The organism is Thalassolituus sp. LLYu03 (assembly GCF_050507655.1).
GTDB lineage: Bacteria > Pseudomonadota > Gammaproteobacteria > Pseudomonadales > Oceanobacteraceae > Venatoribacter.
This window is the reverse complement of the sequence record NZ_CP191496.1, coordinates 2,423,188-2,441,192: the sequence shown is the minus strand read 5'-3', so window position 1 is coordinate 2,441,192 and position 18,005 is coordinate 2,423,188. Positions and strand designations below refer to the sequence as shown.

General features: G+C 54.1%; 13 protein-coding genes and 3 rRNA genes. 9 read left to right on the top strand and 7 right to left on the bottom strand.

Annotation, left to right across the window (positions count from 1 at the left end):
* Window positions 1-110 precede the first annotated feature (110 nt).
* Together ACQUQU_RS11060 and maoP are read right to left on the bottom strand one after the other, a co-directional pair.
* Window positions 111-539: an ATP-dependent zinc protease family protein gene (locus ACQUQU_RS11060; RefSeq protein ID WP_430459743.1), complete on the bottom strand. Its 429-nt coding sequence runs from the start codon at window positions 537-539 to the stop codon at window positions 111-113.
* Window positions 532-879, bottom strand: a complete 348-nt coding sequence (gene maoP / locus ACQUQU_RS11055) for a DUF413 domain-containing protein (RefSeq protein WP_430459742.1) — start codon at window positions 877-879, stop codon at window positions 532-534. Before maoP ends, ACQUQU_RS11060 begins: the two co-directional genes overlap by 8 nt.
* Window positions 880-1,014: 135 nt before the next feature.
* Here maoP and ACQUQU_RS11050 point away from each other — a divergent pair, with 135 nt between their 5' ends.
* Together ACQUQU_RS11050 and ACQUQU_RS11045 are read left to right on the top strand one after the other, a co-directional pair.
* Window positions 1,015-1,869 carry a LysR substrate-binding domain-containing protein gene (locus tag ACQUQU_RS11050; protein ID WP_430459741.1) on the top strand — a complete coding sequence of 285 codons (855 nt, stop codon included), beginning with the start codon at window positions 1,015-1,017 and terminating at the stop codon, window positions 1,867-1,869.
* Complete coding sequence (locus ACQUQU_RS11045; protein ID WP_430459740.1) at window positions 1,866-2,837, top strand: alcohol dehydrogenase catalytic domain-containing protein; 972 nt, start codon at window positions 1,866-1,868, stop codon at window positions 2,835-2,837. The genes ACQUQU_RS11050 and ACQUQU_RS11045 overlap by 4 nt, the downstream gene beginning before the upstream one ends.
* Before the next feature lie 3 nt (window positions 2,838-2,840).
* Here ACQUQU_RS11045 and queE read toward each other — a convergent pair whose 3' ends face one another.
* Together queE and queC are read right to left on the bottom strand one after the other, a co-directional pair.
* Window positions 2,841-3,530, bottom strand: a complete 690-nt coding sequence (gene queE / locus ACQUQU_RS11040; protein WP_430459739.1) for a 7-carboxy-7-deazaguanine synthase — start codon at window positions 3,528-3,530, stop codon at window positions 2,841-2,843.
* Window positions 3,527-4,192, bottom strand: a complete 666-nt coding sequence (queC, locus tag ACQUQU_RS11035; RefSeq protein WP_430459738.1) for a 7-cyano-7-deazaguanine synthase QueC — start codon at window positions 4,190-4,192, stop codon at window positions 3,527-3,529. Before queC ends, queE begins: the two co-directional genes overlap by 4 nt.
* Before the next feature lie 634 nt (window positions 4,193-4,826).
* On the opposite strand from queC, the gene ACQUQU_RS11030 reads away from it, so the two are divergent.
* The 3 genes from ACQUQU_RS11030 (at window position 4,827) to rrf (ending at window position 9,748) form a co-directional block, all read left to right on the top strand.
* Window positions 4,827-6,359: ribosomal RNA gene (locus ACQUQU_RS11030) — 16S ribosomal RNA — on the top strand.
* A gap of 223 nt (window positions 6,360-6,582) precedes the next feature.
* Window positions 6,583-9,471: ribosomal RNA gene (locus ACQUQU_RS11025) — 23S ribosomal RNA — on the top strand.
* Window positions 9,472-9,632: 161 nt separating this feature from the next.
* Window positions 9,633-9,748: ribosomal RNA gene (gene rrf / locus ACQUQU_RS11020) — 5S ribosomal RNA — on the top strand.
* The 16S, 23S and 5S rRNA genes sit together here, the layout of an rRNA operon.
* Window positions 9,749-10,023: 275 nt before the next feature.
* On the opposite strand, the gene ACQUQU_RS11015 is transcribed toward rrf, so the two are convergent.
* The 3 genes from ACQUQU_RS11015 to map all read right to left on the bottom strand — a co-directional run bounded on the left by ACQUQU_RS11015 (window position 10,024) and on the right by map (window position 14,434).
* The gene (locus ACQUQU_RS11015) at window positions 10,024-10,863 is read right to left on the bottom strand and encodes a pirin family protein (protein ID WP_430459737.1); all 840 of its coding nucleotides are present in this window, start codon (window positions 10,861-10,863) and stop codon (window positions 10,024-10,026) included.
* Between the two features lie 91 nt (window positions 10,864-10,954).
* Window positions 10,955-13,639, bottom strand: a complete 2,685-nt coding sequence (glnD, locus tag ACQUQU_RS11010) for a [protein-PII] uridylyltransferase (RefSeq protein WP_430459736.1) — start codon at window positions 13,637-13,639, stop codon at window positions 10,955-10,957.
* A gap of 15 nt (window positions 13,640-13,654) precedes the next feature.
* The gene (gene map / locus ACQUQU_RS11005) at window positions 13,655-14,434 is read right to left on the bottom strand and encodes a type I methionyl aminopeptidase (RefSeq protein ID WP_430459735.1); all 780 of its coding nucleotides are present in this window, start codon (window positions 14,432-14,434) and stop codon (window positions 13,655-13,657) included.
* 314 nt (window positions 14,435-14,748) lie between these two features.
* On the opposite strand from map, the gene rpsB reads away from it, so the two are divergent.
* The 4 genes from rpsB (at window position 14,749) to frr (ending at window position 17,994) form a co-directional block, all read left to right on the top strand.
* Window positions 14,749-15,498, top strand: a complete 750-nt coding sequence (gene rpsB, locus ACQUQU_RS11000; RefSeq protein ID WP_430459734.1) for a 30S ribosomal protein S2 — start codon at window positions 14,749-14,751, stop codon at window positions 15,496-15,498.
* A gap of 84 nt (window positions 15,499-15,582) precedes the next feature.
* Window positions 15,583-16,437, top strand: coding sequence for a translation elongation factor Ts (gene tsf / locus ACQUQU_RS10995; protein ID WP_430459733.1), 855 nt, complete (start codon window positions 15,583-15,585; stop codon window positions 16,435-16,437).
* A 262-nt stretch (window positions 16,438-16,699) separates the two neighbouring features.
* Window positions 16,700-17,434: a UMP kinase gene (pyrH, locus tag ACQUQU_RS10990; protein WP_430459732.1), complete on the top strand. Its 735-nt coding sequence runs from the start codon at window positions 16,700-16,702 to the stop codon at window positions 17,432-17,434.
* Between the two features lie 2 nt (window positions 17,435-17,436).
* On the top strand, window positions 17,437-17,994 hold the full coding sequence (frr, locus tag ACQUQU_RS10985) for a ribosome recycling factor (RefSeq protein WP_430459731.1): 558 nt from the start codon (window positions 17,437-17,439) through the stop codon (window positions 17,992-17,994).
* Window positions 17,995-18,005 lie beyond the last annotated feature (11 nt).

The following is an 18,005-nucleotide window of genomic DNA, read 5'->3' as shown; positions in this document are numbered from 1 at the left end:
CTATTCCTCAGAAACGCAAAAAGGCAGCTATAGCTGCCCGGAAGGGCAAGCATCTTATGTGAGGGGGGCTGGCTTGTAAACGCCTGTAACTGAACTCGGACGCCGAAAGGTCAGAGTTCGTCGTTGTCGTTGGTGTCGTCAGAGACGTCGACCACAAAACGCCCGGCGATGGCTTTGCGGCCGATCAGCATCGGATACTTCATGCTGCCGCGGTCGCTGAGGCTCACTTCAATCGGCCACGACTGGCCGCCGGCGCTGAGCAGGGTTTCGATGATGTAACGCTTGGCACGCTGGCCGTTTGAGCTGGCGATGGTGCGCTGTGCTATGACCACAGCTTCGCAGGTCTGGTCGATATCGGCGACAGGGCTGCTGAAGCGGACGTGGAAGCGGACCCAGAGCTGGTCATGGCGGGAGAACGGTTCGATCAGTTCGGCGTGGAGGCTGCTGGTGCAGGCGCCTGTGTCGACCTTGGCATTGCAGGCAATACCAAGGTCAGGGAGCTGGATTTCTTCGATGTAGCCAAGAGCTGGCTTAGTCATCGGAATCCATGCCGTCAGAACCACCTTCGGCAACGGCGGCAGACGAAGCAGTGAAGTAGATCTGCTTACGGCGCAGGGCAGTCAGGTAGATTGCCCAGGTTTTTTCGGTTTCTGTGCTTGGCTTGGCCTGACCATGGCAAACAGCAACAAACTGCTCTTCTTCTTTAGTAGCAGGTGCGCGGCTGCCTTCGTGCAGGGCTTTCATGGCTACGCCTTTGCTTTCCAGAATCTGGGCCTGCGAACGGGTGAAATCACCGGAACGCTGGAAGCCACGCGGAAAGTTGCGGTCGTCAAAAAACTTTTTTTCGCAGACAAAACTCTTCTCTTGGATATTGTCCATTCTGCACCTACTATCGCGATAAGGTAATTTTCGGGCGGAGTATGGTCAGGCATATCACGCCGGTAAAACAAAAAAATCTTATCGTGAAGAAATATATTATTTATCAAAATGGACACTGAGCTGCTCAAAACTTTTATGGAAGTGTCCCGCACCCGGCACTTCGGCAAGGCTGCAGAAAACCTTTATCTCACGCAGTCTGCAGTCAGCTTCAGGGTGCGCCAGCTGGAAGGCCTGCTTGGCGTCGAACTCTTCTCCCGTCAGCGTAACAATATTCAGCTCACACCGGCCGGTGAGAAGCTCATGCCTCTGGCTGAAAGCAGCGTGCTTCTTGAACAGCGTATACGTCAGGAAGTGGCCATGGCGGACGGCAAAAATCAGCAGATGTCGATCGGTGCCACGCCCAATCTGTGGGATGCCTTCCTGCAGCAACAACTCAGTATGCTGATGAATACAGCGCCTGGCATTGCTCTGAATGCGGTTGCGCATTCGAGCGGCAATCTGGTGCGTCAGATCATCGAGCGGACGCTGGATCTGGCTTTCGTGTTTGATGCCCCTAAGGTCGATGAACTCACCACCATAGAAGTCATGAGCATTCCTCTGTATCTGGTGGCGACCGAAGAATCGGCCTCCTGGCAGGACGCGCTTGAGGGCAACTATGTGCTGGTCGACTGGGGCACATCCTTCCAGATACAGCATGCGCAGGAATTCAAAGGAGCGCGGCCCCCTGTTCTGCAAACCAATACCGGTCGTATCGCACTCGATTGCATTCTCAGCAATGGCGGTGCGGCGTATCTGCCGGCCAGTCTGATCCGCCCTTATGTGGATAGCGGTCGTTTGCACATAGTTCCGGGTGCTCCCGTCATTGGACGCACCGTGTTTGCCAGTTTCCACGCGGGCAGTGGTCGTGAAGAACTGATCGGGCAGGTGATCGATCAGATCGTTAATCAGGTGTCAGTGCCCGTCGTGCTGACCATGCCGGAGAGCCGATGATGATGAAAGCCTGGCGCATGACCCAGACAGGAAGCCCTGATGTTCTGCAGCTAAGCGACGTTGAACGCCCGCAGCCTGGTGCAGGGCAGGTGCTGATCCGGGTGATGGCGGCAGGCTTTAATCCGATCGATACCAAGATTCGTGCGGGCATCGCCGCGATTGCGCCGGAGTCCGGTGTTATTGGTTGTGATGTCAGTGGAATTGTCGAGGCGCTCGGTGAAGGCGTCAGCGAATTCAATGTTGGTGACGCCGTCTTTGGCTGTGCCGGTGGGGTCAAAGGACACAGCGGTGCGCTTGCCGAATTTATGGTGGCCGATGCCGCTCTGCTGGCGCCCGCCCCGGCGTCCATCTCGCTTGCCGAAAGTGCCACGCTGCCGATTGCGGCGTTAACGGCCGATGCGGTACTCAAGCGTCTGAACCCTCAGGCCGGCGATGCGGTGTTTGTGGTCGGCGCATCGGGAGCCGTCGGATTGATGGCCTGCCAGATGGCGAATCTGCGCGGATGCCGTGTGGCCGGCTCAGCAGGAACGGCTCAGCGACTTGAGCGAGTGCGTGAGTTTGGTGCCGAAGCTTGTCTGCATGCCGACATCGCCGCTCACATCGCCTCGGGTACTAAGTACCCCTTTGTACTGGATACCTTTGGCACATCGGGGTTGCAGAGCGCTTTGGGACTGGCGGACGTTTACGGTCAGGTGGCCACTATTAATGCGCGCGGACAGCACGAGCTTGCGTTGGCACACGCCAAGTCGCTGACATTGCACGCCATTTTCATTCTGTTGCCATTGTTGAACGGTGTTGGTCGTCCGGCGCTTGGACAGGCATTGCGTGAGATTGCTGCGGCGATTGATGGCGGAAAGCTGGCCGGTTTGCCCGTTGAGGTGGTGGGGATGAGTCAGGTTCGTGATGTACATACCCGCTACGAGCAGGGCATGTTGCCGGATAAAGTGGTTATGCTGGCTGACTTCTGAGCATCATTCGATGCCCAGAAGTTTGTGGGTCTGCAGGCTCAGTTTCCATTTCGGATTCTTCATGCAGTAATCAACGGTCGCCCGTGTGTTGTTCACGGATAAGCCGTCTTTTGCTCCCTGCAGTTTGTCGCTGGCCAGAATCAGCGGGGCGTAGTCCGCCATTGGCTGCAGATAATAGTGCGTTGCTTTGATCTCACTGAAACGCTCCGGCATGGCATCTGCCTGCGGGTACACCAGTTTCAACTCATCACAGGCTTTAATCACAATCTCAGATGCGCCTTTCGGGCTGACGCACAGCCAATCGATACCTTGTGGTGCCACAAGGGTGCCATTGGTTTCAACGCCGACTTCGAAACCGGCGTCATGCAGCGCACTGATTAACGCTTCATCTAACTGCAGCAGCGGTTCGCCACCGGTGCACACGACATAAGGTTTGCCCTGAGAGTGATCTGGCCAAAGCGAACTGATCATAGTGACCAGTGCTTCCTTACTGTATTTGCCACCATTGCTGCCGTCGGTACCGACGAAGTCGGTATCGCAGAAGTTGCAGATGGCCGCTGCACGTCCTTCTTCTTTACCGTTCCACAAATTGCATTTGCTGAACCGGCAGAACACAGAAGGGCGCCCGGCCTGAGCGCCTTCACCCTGCAGGGTGTAGAAAATTTCTTTGACCCGGTATTCGCCGCGGCTCATACGTCGGTCTCGTATGCCAGCGGATCTTTGGCGTTGTTCAGGCGGAATGCCTCAAGGCGCTCGTCACACGAGCCGCACTTGCCACAGGCTTTCTCGCGACCGTTGTAGCAAGTCCAGGACTTACCGTAATCCAGCCCCATTGCCAGGCCGTCGGCCAGGATGCTGATCTTGTCGCCTTTAAGATAAGGCGTAACGATTTCAATCGGCTCGTAGTTCGCGATTTGCGATACAGCGTTCATGGCTTCGACAAATTCCGGGCGGCAATCCGGGTAGATAGCGTGGTCGCCGGAGTGGGCGCCATAGAATACTTTGGACGCACCAATGTCGACGGCATAACCAATGGCCAGCGACAGCAGGATCATGTTGCGGTTCGGCACCATGGTCGACTTCATATTGTCGTCAGCGTAATGACCCTCCGGAATGTCTTTCTCAGAGGTTAAAGATGAGCTTTGCAGCAGCTGATTGATGGCTGTGATATCAATGATGCGGTGGTCGATACCCAGCTCCGCACACACGCGGCTGGCGTACTCAATTTCCTTCTTGTGCTTCTGACCATAATCGAAGGTCAGTGCATACAGCTCGTAGCCTTCCTGCTTTGCCTTATTAAGGATGGTGAATGAATCCATCCCGCCGGAATAAATGACGACGGCTTTTTCAGTCATCGGAAACCTCAAGTGTTCAGGAGTCAGGCGAAACAGGCCTGCCCTTATTTATAGAAGGCCGGAAAGTTGACCGACCCAACAGGAACGCAAGTATACGCCCCCTTAAAGAGGAGGCTGTAAATTTTTTCAAAAAAGGTGTTGACCCAAAAACTGGCAGCCCTATAATGCGCGCCTCTCAAGCAGCAAGGCCAGCAGGCAAGGCAGCTGAGAGCGAAAACCTCGCGTTTTTTCGAACCTCATCTAAGCTTCTCAAGCCTTAGTGAGTAAGAAAAAAATCTGAAGAAAGGCACTGGCGAAAGTCAAAAGTGAGCATAGAATGCTCGGCCTGCTTCAGGAGCTAAGCAAAAGCGCTAAGTTGTTGAAGTTGTGTTAAGTGGTTGAATTTAAAAGAAATTTTAAAAATAACGCTTGACATTGAAAACGGACGCTGTAGAATACGCAGCCTGCTTTGAGCGAACGCCGAAGCGAAGTTCTTTAAAAATCAGCATTAAGTAATTCGTGTGGGTGCTTACTGAGATGATGTGGAGACACAAAATTTCAAGTAAGAACTCGTCGAAATTCATTTACGTGAAAGTTGACAGTTTTATTCTTGAGCAAGATTTAGATCAGCAAATTCCGCTGGTCGAAACACTTTAAACTGAAGAGTTTGATCATGGCTCAGATTGAACGCTGGCGGCAGGCTTAACACATGCAAGTCGAGCGGTAGCAGGCCTTCGGGTGCTGACGAGCGGCGGACGGGTGAGTAACGCGTAGGAATCTACCTGGTAGTGGGGGACAACAGTTGGAAACGACTGCTAATACCGCATACGCCCTACGGGGGAAAGCGGGGGATCTTCGGACCTCGTGCTATCAGATGAGCCTGCGTAGGATTAGCTAGTTGGCGGGGTAATGGCCCACCAAGGCGACGATCCTTAGCTGGTCTGAGAGGATGATCAGCCACACTGGGACTGAGACACGGCCCAGACTCCTACGGGAGGCAGCAGTGGGGAATATTGGACAATGGGCGCAAGCCTGATCCAGCCATGCCGCGTGTGTGAAGAAGGCCTTCGGGTTGTAAAGCACTTTCAGTCGGGAGGAAGGCTTCGTAGCTAATAACTGCGGAGATTGACGTTACCGACAGAAGAAGCACCGGCTAACTCCGTGCCAGCAGCCGCGGTAATACGGAGGGTGCAAGCGTTAATCGGAATTACTGGGCGTAAAGCGCGCGTAGGTTGTTTGTTAAGCGAGATGTGAAAGCCCCGGGCTTAACCTGGGAATTGCATTTCGAACTGGCAAGCTAGAGTACAGTAGAGGGTGGTGGAATTTCCGGTGTAGCGGTGAAATGCGTAGAGATCGGAAGGAACATCAGTGGCGAAGGCGACCACCTGGACTGATACTGACACTGAGGTGCGAAAGCGTGGGGAGCAAACAGGATTAGATACCCTGGTAGTCCACGCCGTAAACGATGTCTACTAGTTGTCGGGGGACTTGATCCTTTGGTAACGAAGCTAACGCGATAAGTAGACCGCCTGGGGAGTACGGTCGCAAGATTAAAACTCAAATGAATTGACGGGGGCCCGCACAAGCGGTGGAGCATGTGGTTTAATTCGAAGCAACGCGAAGAACCTTACCTACTCTTGACATCCACGGAATCCTGCAGAGATGCGGGAGTGCCTTCGGGAACCGTGAGACAGGTGCTGCATGGCTGTCGTCAGCTCGTGTTGTGAAATGTTGGGTTAAGTCCCGTAACGAGCGCAACCCTTGTCCTTAGTTGCCATCATTAAGTTGGGGACTCTAAGGAGACTGCCGGTGACAAACCGGAGGAAGGCGGGGACGACGTCAAGTCATCATGGCCCTTACGAGTAGGGCTACACACGTGCTACAATGGCCGGTACAGAGGGTTGCGAAGCCGCGAGGTGGAGCTAATCTCACAAAGCCGGTCGTAGTCCGGATTGGAGTCTGCAACTCGACTCCATGAAGTCGGAATCGCTAGTAATCGTGAATCAGAATGTCACGGTGAATACGTTCCCGGGCCTTGTACACACCGCCCGTCACACCATGGGAGTGGGTTGCTCCAGAAGTAGATAGCTTAACCTTCGGGAGGGCGTTTACCACGGAGTGATTCATGACTGGGGTGAAGTCGTAACAAGGTAGCCCTAGGGGAACCTGGGGCTGGATCACCTCCTTAAACGATACTTCGCTCATCTCAGATAAGTGCTCACACGAATTGCTTAAATGCTTTTACACGAACCCTCGTGGTTTTGTGTTGTTCTTTAAAAATTTGGATACATGAGAATTAATTGAGATTCTCAAGCGAACCGGCGGTTGCTTGATCGATTAACTTAATAATTCCAGCCATGAAAGTTTCCTTGCTCATAGCTTGTAGCGAATGAAACGGTTTGGGGTTATATGGTCAAGTGACTAAGCGTGCACGGTGGATGCCTAGGCAATAAGAGGCGATGAAAGACGTGATAGCCTGCGATAAGCTTCGGTGAGGTGGCAAATAACCTTTGACCCGGAGATCTCTGAATGGGGAAACCCACCCGTCATAAGGCGGGTATCTTACACTGAATACATAGGTGTAAGAGGCGAACCGGGAGAACTGAAACATCTAAGTACCCCGAGGAAAAGAAATCAACCGAGATTCCCTAAGTAGTGGCGAGCGAACGGGGACCAGCCCTTAAGCTGTTTTGTGGTTAGTAGAACGCTCTGGAAAGTGCGGCCGTAGTGGGTGATAGCCCCGTATACGAAAACCTATAAGCAGTGAAATCGAGTAGGACGGGACACGTGGTATCCTGTCTGAATATGGGGGGACCATCCTCCAAGGCTAAATACTACTTATTGACCGATAGTGAACCAGTACCGTGAGGGAAAGGCGAAAAGAACCCCTGTGAGGGGAGTGAAATAGATCCTGAAACCGTGTACGTACAAGCAGTGGGAGCCGACTTAGTTCGGTGACTGCGTACCTTTTGTATAATGGGTCAGCGACTTATATTCAGTGGCAAGGTTAAGCGAATAGCGGAGCCGTAGGGAAACCGAGTCTTAAATGGGCGTTTCAGTCGCTGGGTATAGACCCGAAACCGGGCGATCTATCCATGAGCAGGTTGAAGGTTGAGTAACATCAACTGGAGGACCGAACCCACTCCCGTTGAAAAGGTAGGGGATGACTTGTGGATAGGGGTGAAAGGCTAATCAAGCCCGGAGATAGCTGGTTCTCCTCGAAAGCTATTTAGGTAGCGCCTCGTGTCTAACCATGGGGGGTAGAGCACTGTTAAGGCTAGGGGGTCATCTCGACTTACCAACCCTTTGCAAACTCCGAATACCCATGAGTTCAATCACGGGAGACACACGGCGGGTGCTAACGTCCGTCGTGAAAAGGGAAACAACCCAGACCGTCAGCTAAGGTCCCAAAGTTACAGTTAAGTGGGAAACGATGTGGGAAGGCTAAAACAGCTAGGAGGTTGGCTTAGAAGCAGCCACCCTTTAAAGAAAGCGTAATAGCTCACTAGTCGAGTCGGCCTGCGCGGAAGATATAACGGGGCTCAAACTGTACACCGAAGCTACGGATGCACTTTGTGCATGGTAGAGGAGCGTTCTGTAAGCCGTTGAAGGTCAAGGTGTGAACCAGGCTGGAGGTATCAGAAGTGCGAATGCTGACATAAGTAACGACAAAGGGGGTGAAAAACCCCCTCGCCGGAAACCCAAGGGTTCCTGTCCAACGTTAATCGGGGCAGGGTTAGTCGGCCCCTAAGGCGAGGCAGAAATGCGTAGTCGATGGGAAGCGGTTTAATATTACCGCACCTCTTTGTAATGCGATGGGGGGACGGAGAAGGCTAGGCCAGCACGGCGTTGGTTGTCCGTGTTTAAGGTGGTAGGCAGAGATCTTAGGCAAATCCGGGATCTTAATGCTGAGAACTGATGACGGTGACTCTACGGAGTCCGAAGTGGTTGATGCCAAGCTTCCAGGAAAAGCCTCTAAGCTTCAGTTACAAAGAGACCGTACCCGAAACCGACACAGGTGGGTAGGTAGAGAATACCAAGGCGCTTGAGAGAACTCGGGTGAAGGAACTAGGCAAAATGGCACCGTAACTTCGGGAGAAGGTGCGCCGGTTTTGGTGAAGGGCTTGCCCCGTAAGCTGAGACCGGTCGAAGATACCAGTCCGCTGCAACTGTTTATTAAAAACACAGCACTCTGCAAACACGAAAGTGGACGTATAGGGTGTGACGCCTGCCCGGTGCCGGAAGGTTAATTGATGGGGTTAGCGCAAGCGAAGCTCTTGATCGAAGCCCCGGTAAACGGCGGCCGTAACTATAACGGTCCTAAGGTAGCGAAATTCCTTGTCGGGTAAGTTCCGACCTGCACGAATGGCGTAATGATGGCGGAGCTGTCTCCACCCGAGACTCAGTGAAATTGAACTCGCTGTTAAGATGCAGCGTTCCCGCGGCTAGACGGAAAGACCCCGTGAACCTTTACTGTAGCTTTGCACTGAACTTTGAACATATCTGTGTAGGATAGGTGGGAGGCTTTGAAGCTGAGACGCCAGTCTCGGTGGAGCCATCCTTGAAATACCACCCTGGTATGTTTGAGGTTCTAACGTCGGCCCGTTATCCGGGTTGCGGACAGTGTATGGTGGGCAGTTTGACTGGGGCGGTCTCCTCCCAAAGAGTAACGGAGGAGCACGAAGGTCGGCTAATCCTGGTCGGACATCAGGAGGTTAGTGTAATGGCACAAGCCGGCTTAACTGCGAGACAGACACGTCGAGCAGGTACGAAAGTAGGTCATAGTGATCCGGTGGTTCTGTATGGAAGGGCCATCGCTCAACGGATAAAAGGTACTCCGGGGATAACAGGCTGATACCGCCCAAGAGTTCACATCGACGGCGGTGTTTGGCACCTCGATGTCGGCTCATCACATCCTGGGGCTGAAGCCGGTCCCAAGGGTATGGCTGTTCGCCATTTAAAGTGGTACGCGAGCTGGGTTTAGAACGTCGTGAGACAGTTCGGTCCCTATCTGCCGTGGGCGTTTGAGATTTGAGAAGAGTTGCTCCTAGTACGAGAGGACCGGAGTGAACGAACCTCTGGTGTTCCGGTTGTCACGCCCGTGGCACTGCCGGGTAGCTATGTTCGGACGGGATAAACGCTGAAAGCATCTAAGCGTGAAGCCTCCTTCAAGATGAGATCTCACTGAAGCTTTAAGCTTCCTAAAGGGCCCTGGAAGACTACCAGGTTGATAGGTCAGGTGTGTAAGCGTTGTGAGGCGTTGAGCTAACTGATACTAATTGCCCGTGAGGCTTGACCATATAACACCCAAACTTGGTGTGTGATACAAGCCTAAGTTAAAAGACAGAACAGGCAACCGCCGGTTCGCAAGAGAATCCCAATTATACTCATGTATCCAACCGAATTTTTTACTTCCTGCACGCAATAAGCGGTAAGACTGGGGAAGTGAAAAACCAGTTTGCTTGACGACCATAGAGCTGTGGAACCACCTGAATCCATTCCGAACTCAGAAGTGAAACGCAGCATCGCCGATGGTAGTGTGGGGTCTCCCCATGTGAGAGTAGGTCATCGTCAAGCTCTTAATCTAAAACCCCAGTAGGCTAGCCTGCTGGGGTTTTTTCTTTTTGGGCGATTGAAAAAGTGGTGCGATGACGTTGCTGCCTGGGCCCAGACAAGCTCAGGATCTAAGGTGGGCCGGAGAAAAGGCTTTGGAGGAACGGATCTCCAGAAAACAGACCTCCGGGCAATCCTGCTAACCTCTGCCTGATGGGGCACCAAAAAGCCCGCAACGCGGGCTCTTCTGGTTTTATCTCGATGTGTATCTCTCTGGGCCTCGCAGTCTCAACCCCCGTTCAGCTGCGGCCGAAATCGCCGCGGTTGTAATCCTCAATCGCCTGACGGATCTCCTCCGCCGTATTCATCACAAACGGACCGTAGTGCACCACTGGCTCACGCAATGGCGTTCCGCGCAGCAGGATGGCTCTGGTGCTGGTCTTTGCCGCCAGCAGAAGCGTATCGCCTTTGCCGAATACCAGCAGCGACTTTGCAGGCGCCATTGGTGTGGTCTGTAAAAGTCCGTCATACATCAGAGCAACTACGGTTTCATCGTGTGGGGTCGCGATACTGACGGATGCGCCTGCTTCGAGTTCAAGATCCAGATATGCGGCGCCGGCCGCCAGATCAAGCAAAGGCCCTGCAGTGGCTTGTCCCTCTATTGTCCATTCACCTGCAATCACTGACGCCTGCCAGCCGTTTCCGCATGTTTTCGGAATATCACTGGCAGGTACATCACGATATTTAGGGGCCTGCATTTTTTCGGCGGCTGGCAAATTAATCCACAGCTGAAAACCATGCAGCTGTTTCATCTCCCGCGCCGGCATCTCGCTGTGGATGATACCGCGCCCGGCGGACATCCATTGGGCGCCGCCGCTGTTGATCATGCCCCGGTTGCCCAGATGATCGCGATGCTCCAGTGAGCCATGACGAAGGTAGGTGAGGGTCTCCATGCCGCGGTGCGGATGGGGAGGGAAGCCACCGATAAAGTCGTCGGGATTATCGGAAGACAGTTCGTCGATCATCAGAAACGGATCGGTGACTGGCTGGTTGAACATAGCCACGCGGCGGATGCGCACGCCATCGCCATCGGATGTCGCCTGACTCGGAATAATGGATTGCAGTTCGCGGATTTTCATAGGAGTGCTCCTGATCGTATAACGCTAATTTAGCGGTAAGTAATCGATAACAGGAGCGCATTTTTTCGCAGGAATCGTTCGATTTTTAAGGTTAAACCGCTGACTGAGCCTCGACCTGCTCGTCGAGTCCGCGAATGATCGCGTCTTTAAGCAGCTGACACTGTTCGGCATCCGAGAACGGCTGACCATTGCGGTCAAGAATGAAGAAAATGTCCGATACCCGCTCGCCTTCGGTCAGAATCTTTGCGCCCTGCATCTGGGTACCGAATTCAGCGAAAATGGCCCCCATGCGCGCCAGCAGGCCGGGCCGGTCAGCCGCAATTACTTCGAGCACCGTTCTGTGCATCACCGGGTCGTTACTCATGGATACCTGAGTTTCTACCTGGAACTGCTTCAGTGCTCTGGGCGTGCGACGCTGAATAATGGTCGAGTAATCTTCCGGATGTGCCAGTGCTTCGGTCAGTGTCTTGCGGATCAGTTCTATGCGCGCTGGCTCTTCGATCGGCTCGTTGTTCTCATCGAGCACTATGTAGGTATCGACCGCGTTGTGCTCCTTTTCGGACGTCATGATGCGGGCGTCCTGAATGTTCAGGTTCAGCTGGTCGAGCGTCGCGGTGGTGGCGGCGAACAGGTTCAGCTGATCTTTCATAAAGATAAAGATCTGCGTCGCGCCTTCAAACTGACGGTCCGATGTCTGGCGTATCGACACCAGCGGCTGCGTGCTCTGGCCGTGCGCGGCAATGGCCTCTGCCTGCCAGACGATATTGTCGATGCCTTCACGCAGGAAGTAGTCGTCACCGGGTTCGCCCCAGATGGCGCGCACCTGCTCTTCACTCATGCCTTTCTTAACCAGCTTGCGGATGGCTTCCTGCTGAATTTCTTCAATCCAGTCTTCTTTATTGATCGGATTGCCGAGGCCGCGGCGCAGGGCAACCTGCGTATTGCGGTAAAGGTCGCGCATCTGTTCGGCCCGCCAGCTGGTCCAGAGTTTTGGATTGGTGCTGACGATGTCGGCAATGGAGATCAGATACAGCATATCGAGATGATGCTGGTCGCCGACTTCCCGGGCGAACATGTGGATGTCTTCCGGGTTGTTCAGGTCAAGACGCTGAGACGCATGAGACATTAGCAGGTGGTTGGCACACAGCCAGGCCACCATGTGGCTTTCGGTCGGGCGCAGGTTGTGCTGACGACAGAAGACGGCGGCGATAACGCCACCGTTGACGGTGTGATCGCCTTCAAGGCTCTTGCCGGTGTCGTGCAGCAGCGCTGCCAGATACAGGACTTCTTTTTTCGGTACTTTATGGATGACGCGGGAGGCAATCGGAAAGCGCTCGCGCACATCGCCAAAACGCAGATGACGCAGGAAGCGCATCATGCGGAAGCTGTGTTCGTCGACGGTGTAAATATGGAACAGGTCGTGTTCCATCATGCCGATGATGCGGCCGAATTCCGGAATATAGCGGCCGAGAATGCCGTAACGCATCATGCGCGTGAGTTCGCGTACCACGCGGGAGCGGTTACTCATCAGCTGCATAAAAATGCGGTTGTTGTCCGGGTTGGTACGGTACTCGTCGTCAATCAGATGACGATGGTCGCGCAGGGCGCGGATGGTATCGGAATGAATGCCACGGGCTTTTGGCGACTGAGTCATCAATAAAAAGACGCGCAGCAGCCAGGACGAATCTTTCTTGAACAGCTCCGGGTCGGTCAGCTGCAGGAAGCCGTTAAACAGCAGGAAGTGCTCATTCAGCACTTCGGTTTCGATGGCTTCGCCGCTCTTCATGAAATCTTCGTTGAAGTGCAGCAGCAACAGGTCGGAGAGTTCGTTGGTCGCCAGCTGGTTGCGGTAGAAGCGCGACATAAAGTGCTCAACCCCGCGCTGCTTTTTATCGTCTTCAAAGCCCAGTAAATCGGCGATTTCCCGTTGCAGGTCGAACAGCAGACGGTCTTCTTCGCGGCCCGACAGCATGTGCAGGGCGTAGCGTACCTGCCAGAGGAAGGTCAGGCTGCGTTGCAGGCGCTCACGTTCGAATGGCGTCAGGAAGCCACGTTCTTCGAGTGCGCTCAGGCTGCCCTGACCAAAATGACGCATGGTTACCCAGCTGATGGTCTGGATGTCGCGCAGGGCGCCGGGGGAATTCTTAACGTTGGGCTCCAGATTGTATTCGGAGTCGTTGTGCTTCTTGTGGCGGTCACGCAGCTCCTGCCACTTGGCCACGAAAAATTCGCGCGCCGACCAGATGTGGTCCGGGGCGGTCGCCTGTTTCAGATCGTGCAGCAGAGCGTTGTCACCGGCAATGACGCGGCTTTCCATCATGTTGGTGATGATGGTCAGGTCTTTTGAAGCTTCGGTGACGCATTCATCCAGCGTGCGCACGCTGTGGCCGACATCCAGTTTGATGTCCCACAGCAGGGTGATGAAACCCTGTAAGCGCTCGGCGTGCTGGTTGATGGCGGCTTCGTCGCGGCACAGCAGCAGAACGTCGATATCGGAGAAAGGATGCAGTTCGCCGCGGCCGTAACCGCCCACCGCGACCAGTGCCAGATGCTCAGCGGGCAGACCCTGATGGCGCCACAGGCAGTTCAGCAGCTGGTCAATCAGTCTGGCTCTGTGGTGTACCAGCGTCGTGGCGTCGAGGGTTTCACGGAACCAGGCAAACGATTCCTCCTGCAGACGCTTCAGCAACGGTTTTACAACCGGTATCGGTGAGCGCGAGGCGGCCAGTTCCGACAGCAGGGCGTCGGTATCAAAAGCCGGGAGGCGGTTTGCCACAGCATCCATAAAAAATCAGTTCCGGAAGCGTTCTTCGTCCTGACGGCGGGTCAGAACTTCGTAGCCTGTTTCGGTGACGAGAATGGTGTGTTCCCACTGGGCTGACGGCATGCGGTCTTTGGTGACCACAGTCCAGCCATCCTTCAGCAGCTTATTGAAGCGCGAGCCCTGATTCACCATAGGTTCAATGGTGAAGATCATGCCGGCCTTGAGTTCCATGCCGGTGCCCGGACGGCCGTAGTGCAGCACCTGCGGGTCTTCATGGAATTCTTTACCGATGCCGTGGCCGCAATACTCACGCACGATGGAGTAATGATTGCCTTCTGCGTGCACCTGAATGGCATGGCCGATGTCGCCGAGACGGACGCCCGGTTTCACCATGTCGATACCGAGGTACAGGCATTCCTGGGTGATTTCGACCAGACGCTTGTTGGCGGGTGTCACCTCGCCAACAAAGAACATGGCGCTGGTATCGCCGTGGTAGCCATCTTTAATCACTGTGATGTCGATGTTGATGATGTCGCCCTTTTTCAGCAGCTTGTCATCGCTCGGGATGCCGTGACAGATCACCTGATTGATTGAGGTACAGATCGACTTCGGGAAACCGCGGTAGTTGAGCGGTGCCGGGATGGCGTTCTGCACATTGACGATGTAGTCGTGGCAGATGCGGTCGAGCTCGCCGGTGGAAACGCCGGGTTTCACGTAAGGGCCGATCATTTCCAGCACTTCCGCGGCCAGACGGCCAGCGACGCGCATTTTCTCAATTTCATCCGGGGTCTTGATGATCACGCTCATGGGGGTATCAGGTACCTGAACTGCAGAAGGGAATTAGTCGCATTGTACTGGTTGTCGCGGCGGTATTGAACCAATCACTGTGATAGACCAACGCTATGCTGAGTGACGGGCGCCTGAAACCGTTTCAGGGTGGCAATGGTGGGGGAAAAGTGGTATAAAGCGCCCCGCGCTCAGAGCGCCATGGATGCAAAGCATTCGTGAACAATGACACACACATGTCGTAACGCTGAACCGGGGTGCCCCTAACCAACAGGTGAAGGGTCGGGAAAGCGGGCATGTGGAGGCCTAACCCAATCTAATTAAGGTAGATAGCAATGGCACAAGTAAGCATGCGTGACCTGCTGAAAGCAGGCGTACACTTCGGTCACCAGACCCGTTACTGGAACCCGAAAATGGGCAAGTACATTTTCGGCGCTCGTAACAAGATTCATATCATCAACCTGGAGCACACTGTACCTGCTCTGAACGATGCTCTGAAGCTGGTTGAATCCATGGCAGCCCGCAACAACAAAGTTCTGTTTGTTGGTACCAAGCGCGCCGCTGGCAAAATCATGAAAGAGCAGGCCGAGCGTGCTGGCATGCCTTTCGTAGCACACCGCTGGCTGGGCGGTATGCTGACCAACTACAAAACCATCCGTCAGTCCATCAAGCGTCTGCGTGACCTCGAAACGCAACAAAATGACGGTACCTTTGAACAGCTGACCAAAAAAGAAGCTCTGATGCGTACCCGTGAAATGGAGAAGCTGGAGCGTTCTATCGGCGGTATCAAAGAGATGGGCGGTCTGCCGGACGTACTGTTCGTGATCGACGTTGACCACGAGCGTATCGCTGTTCAGGAAGCCAACAAACTGGGTATCCCGGTAATTGGTATCGTTGATACCAACTCCAACCCTGATGGCGTTGACTACGTAATTCCTGGTAACGACGACGCGATCCGCGCTATCCAGATCTACGCTACTGCCGTTGCAGACGCGGTACTGGAAGGCAAGCAGGCTAACGGTGTTGCTGCTGGCGAATTCGTTGAAGTCGCTGAAGAAGCATCTGCTCAGGACGCTGCTGAGTAATCTCAGCCGCTCGCAAAAAAGGGGGCTTGCCCCCTTTTTTTTAAGCGCAATTTACTGACAAGTTAACTCTAGAGGATTACACACATGGCAAACGTTACCCCTGCCCTGGTTAAAGAACTGCGTGAGCGCACTGGTCTGGGCATGATGGAATGTAAAAAAGCCCTGACTGAAACCGATGGCGACATCGAGCTGGCGATTGAAAACCTGCGTAAGAATTCTGGCCTGAAAGCCGCCAAGAAAGCCGACCGTACCGCCGCTGAAGGTAAGATCCGCGTGATCGTAAACCCAGGTGTTGCTGTTGTTGTTGAAGTGAACTCTGAAACTGACTTCGCTGCTGGCGACGCTAACTTCACTGCTTTCGCAGAAAACGTAGTTAACAAACTGGCTGCTACCAAAGAAACCGACGTTGCCAAGCTGATGGAAGGCGAACTGGAAGAAGCCCGTATGGCTCTGGTTCAGAAAATCGGCGAAAACATCACTGTACGTCGTCCTGCGGTCGTTGAAGCCCCAACCGTTGGTGCTTACCTGCACTCTAACGGCAAGATCGCTTGCGTTGTTGCCCTGAACGGTGGCGACGAAGAACTGGCAAAAGACATCGCTATGCACGTAACCGCGTCTAACCCACGCGTTGTTCGCGCTGAAGACATGCCAGCCGAAGTTGTTGAGAAAGAGAAAGAAATCATCCGTGCTCAGCCAGACATGGCCGGCAAGCCATCTGAAATCGTTGAGAAGATGATGGGCGGCCGTATCAACAAGTTCCTGAAAGAGAACAGCCTGCTGGATCAGCCATTCGTTAAAAACCCAGAGCAGACCGTTGCTCAGCTGGCCAAAGCCGCTGGCGCCGAAGTGATCTCCTTCCTGCGTCTGGAAGTGGGTGAAGGTATCGAAGTTGAGAAAGTAGACTTCGCTGCCGAAGTTGCTGCACAGCTGAAAGGCTGATGTGACTACGGGTACGACAATCACACAGGTGTTTGACTACCCTCGAATATGCCGGGCTCGCCCGGCATATTCGTATTCGTAAGGTAGAAAGATTTATAGATTGGAAAGGACGGTGCTGAGGCAAGTCTCACACACTGTTTCTTAAGGATCCTTTATACTCCTGCGCAGGCAGGACCGGGGCAGCAGAACCGGCGGACAGGAACGTCCGGAACAGGCGGGGGCCTGACTGTATCGATTCAAACTGTCTTTTCTGGAGATTCCCATGGCTGAGCAAAAAAGTCCCAAGTACAAACGTATTCTGCTGAAACTCAGCGGCGAGGCCCTGATGGGGGATATGGATTTCGGTATTGATCCGAAGGTGCTGGACCGTATGGCGCTGGAAATTGCTCAGCTGCGCGGTATCGGTGTTCAGATTGGCCTGGTGATTGGCGGTGGCAACCTGTTCCGTGGCAAGGCGCTGAGCGAAGCAGGTCTGGACCGTGTGGCCGGTGACCACATGGGTATGCTGGCCACCGTGATGAACGCACTGGCGATGCGCGATGCGCTCGAGCGCTCCAATATGCCGACCCGTGTCATGTCCGCCATTCCAATGAGTGGTGTGGTTGACCATTACGACCGCCGCAGCGCGATCCGTGCGCTGGAAATGGGCGACATCGTCATCTTCGCCGCCGGTACCGGTAACCCGTTCTTTACCACCGACTCAGCCGCCTGTCTGCGCGGTATTGAGATCAACGCCGATGTGGTTATGAAAGCCACTAACGTGGATGGCGTGTATACTGCCGACCCGAAGAAAGACCCGAACGCAGAAAAATACGACGTCCTGACCTATCAGGAAGTGCTGGAAAAGCAGCTGGGCGTGATGGATTTAACCGCTATCTGTCTGGCGCGCGACCACAACATGCCGCTGCGTGTTTACGATATGAATGAGTCAGGAGTACTGGCCCGCCTGATGGTGGGTGGTAATGACGGTACTCTCATCGTGAGTGAGGAAAAGTAACGATGATTAATGATGTAAAAAAAGACGCCGAAGAACGCATGGTAAAAAGCGTTCAGTCGCTGATTGAAGCCTTCAAAAAAGTCCGTACCGGTCGCGCGAACCCGGCGATCCTCGACAGCGTTATGGTCGACTACTACGGCACTCCGACCCCTATCACTCAGGTCGCGAACGTGATTGTTGAAGATGGCCGTGCGCTGGCGATCAACCCATGGGAACGTAACATGGTGCCTGTGATCGAACGTGCGATCCTGAAATCCGATCTGGGTCTGAACCCGTCAACCACCGGCGACATCATCCGTCTGCCGATGCCGGCACTGACAGAAGAAACCCGTAAGGACTACATCAAGCAGGCCCGTGCCGAAGCCGAAAAAGGCCGTGTGTCCGTGCGCAATATCCGTCGTGATGCCAACGGCACCATCAAGGATCTGCTGAAAGACAAAGCCATTTCCGAAGACGAAGAACGCGGTGGTCAGGATCAGATCCAGAAGCTGACTGACAAGTACATCGCAGAAGTAGACGCTCTGCTGGCTTCAAAAGAAAAAGATCTGATGCAGGTATAACCGGCGTCTTT

What these genes read in the sequence shown, in the direction of transcription:
- ACQUQU_RS11045 (WP_430459740.1), top strand. Translation starts at nt 1,866, where the DNA reads ATGATGATGAAAGCCTGGCGCATGACCCAGACAGGAAGCCCTGATGTT.
- frr (WP_430459731.1), top strand. Translation starts at nt 17,437, where the DNA reads ATGATTAATGATGTAAAAAAAGACGCCGAAGAACGCATGGTAAAAAGC.
- queE (WP_430459739.1), bottom strand. Translation starts at nt 3,530, where the DNA reads ATGAGCCGCGGCGAATACCGGGTCAAAGAAATTTTCTACACCCTGCAG.
- map (WP_430459735.1), bottom strand. Translation starts at nt 14,434, where the DNA reads ATGAGCGTGATCATCAAGACCCCGGATGAAATTGAGAAAATGCGCGTC.
- rpsB (WP_430459734.1), top strand. Translation starts at nt 14,749, where the DNA reads ATGGCACAAGTAAGCATGCGTGACCTGCTGAAAGCAGGCGTACACTTC.
- maoP (WP_430459742.1), bottom strand. Translation starts at nt 879, where the DNA reads ATGGACAATATCCAAGAGAAGAGTTTTGTCTGCGAAAAAAAGTTTTTT.
- tsf (WP_430459733.1), top strand. Translation starts at nt 15,583, where the DNA reads ATGGCAAACGTTACCCCTGCCCTGGTTAAAGAACTGCGTGAGCGCACT.
- queC (WP_430459738.1), bottom strand. Translation starts at nt 4,192, where the DNA reads ATGACTGAAAAAGCCGTCGTCATTTATTCCGGCGGGATGGATTCATTC.
- ACQUQU_RS11015 (WP_430459737.1), bottom strand. Translation starts at nt 10,863, where the DNA reads ATGAAAATCCGCGAACTGCAATCCATTATTCCGAGTCAGGCGACATCC.
- ACQUQU_RS11050 (WP_430459741.1), top strand. Translation starts at nt 1,015, where the DNA reads ATGGAAGTGTCCCGCACCCGGCACTTCGGCAAGGCTGCAGAAAACCTT.
- pyrH (WP_430459732.1), top strand. Translation starts at nt 16,700, where the DNA reads ATGGCTGAGCAAAAAAGTCCCAAGTACAAACGTATTCTGCTGAAACTC.
- ACQUQU_RS11060 (WP_430459743.1), bottom strand. Translation starts at nt 539, where the DNA reads ATGACTAAGCCAGCTCTTGGCTACATCGAAGAAATCCAGCTCCCTGAC.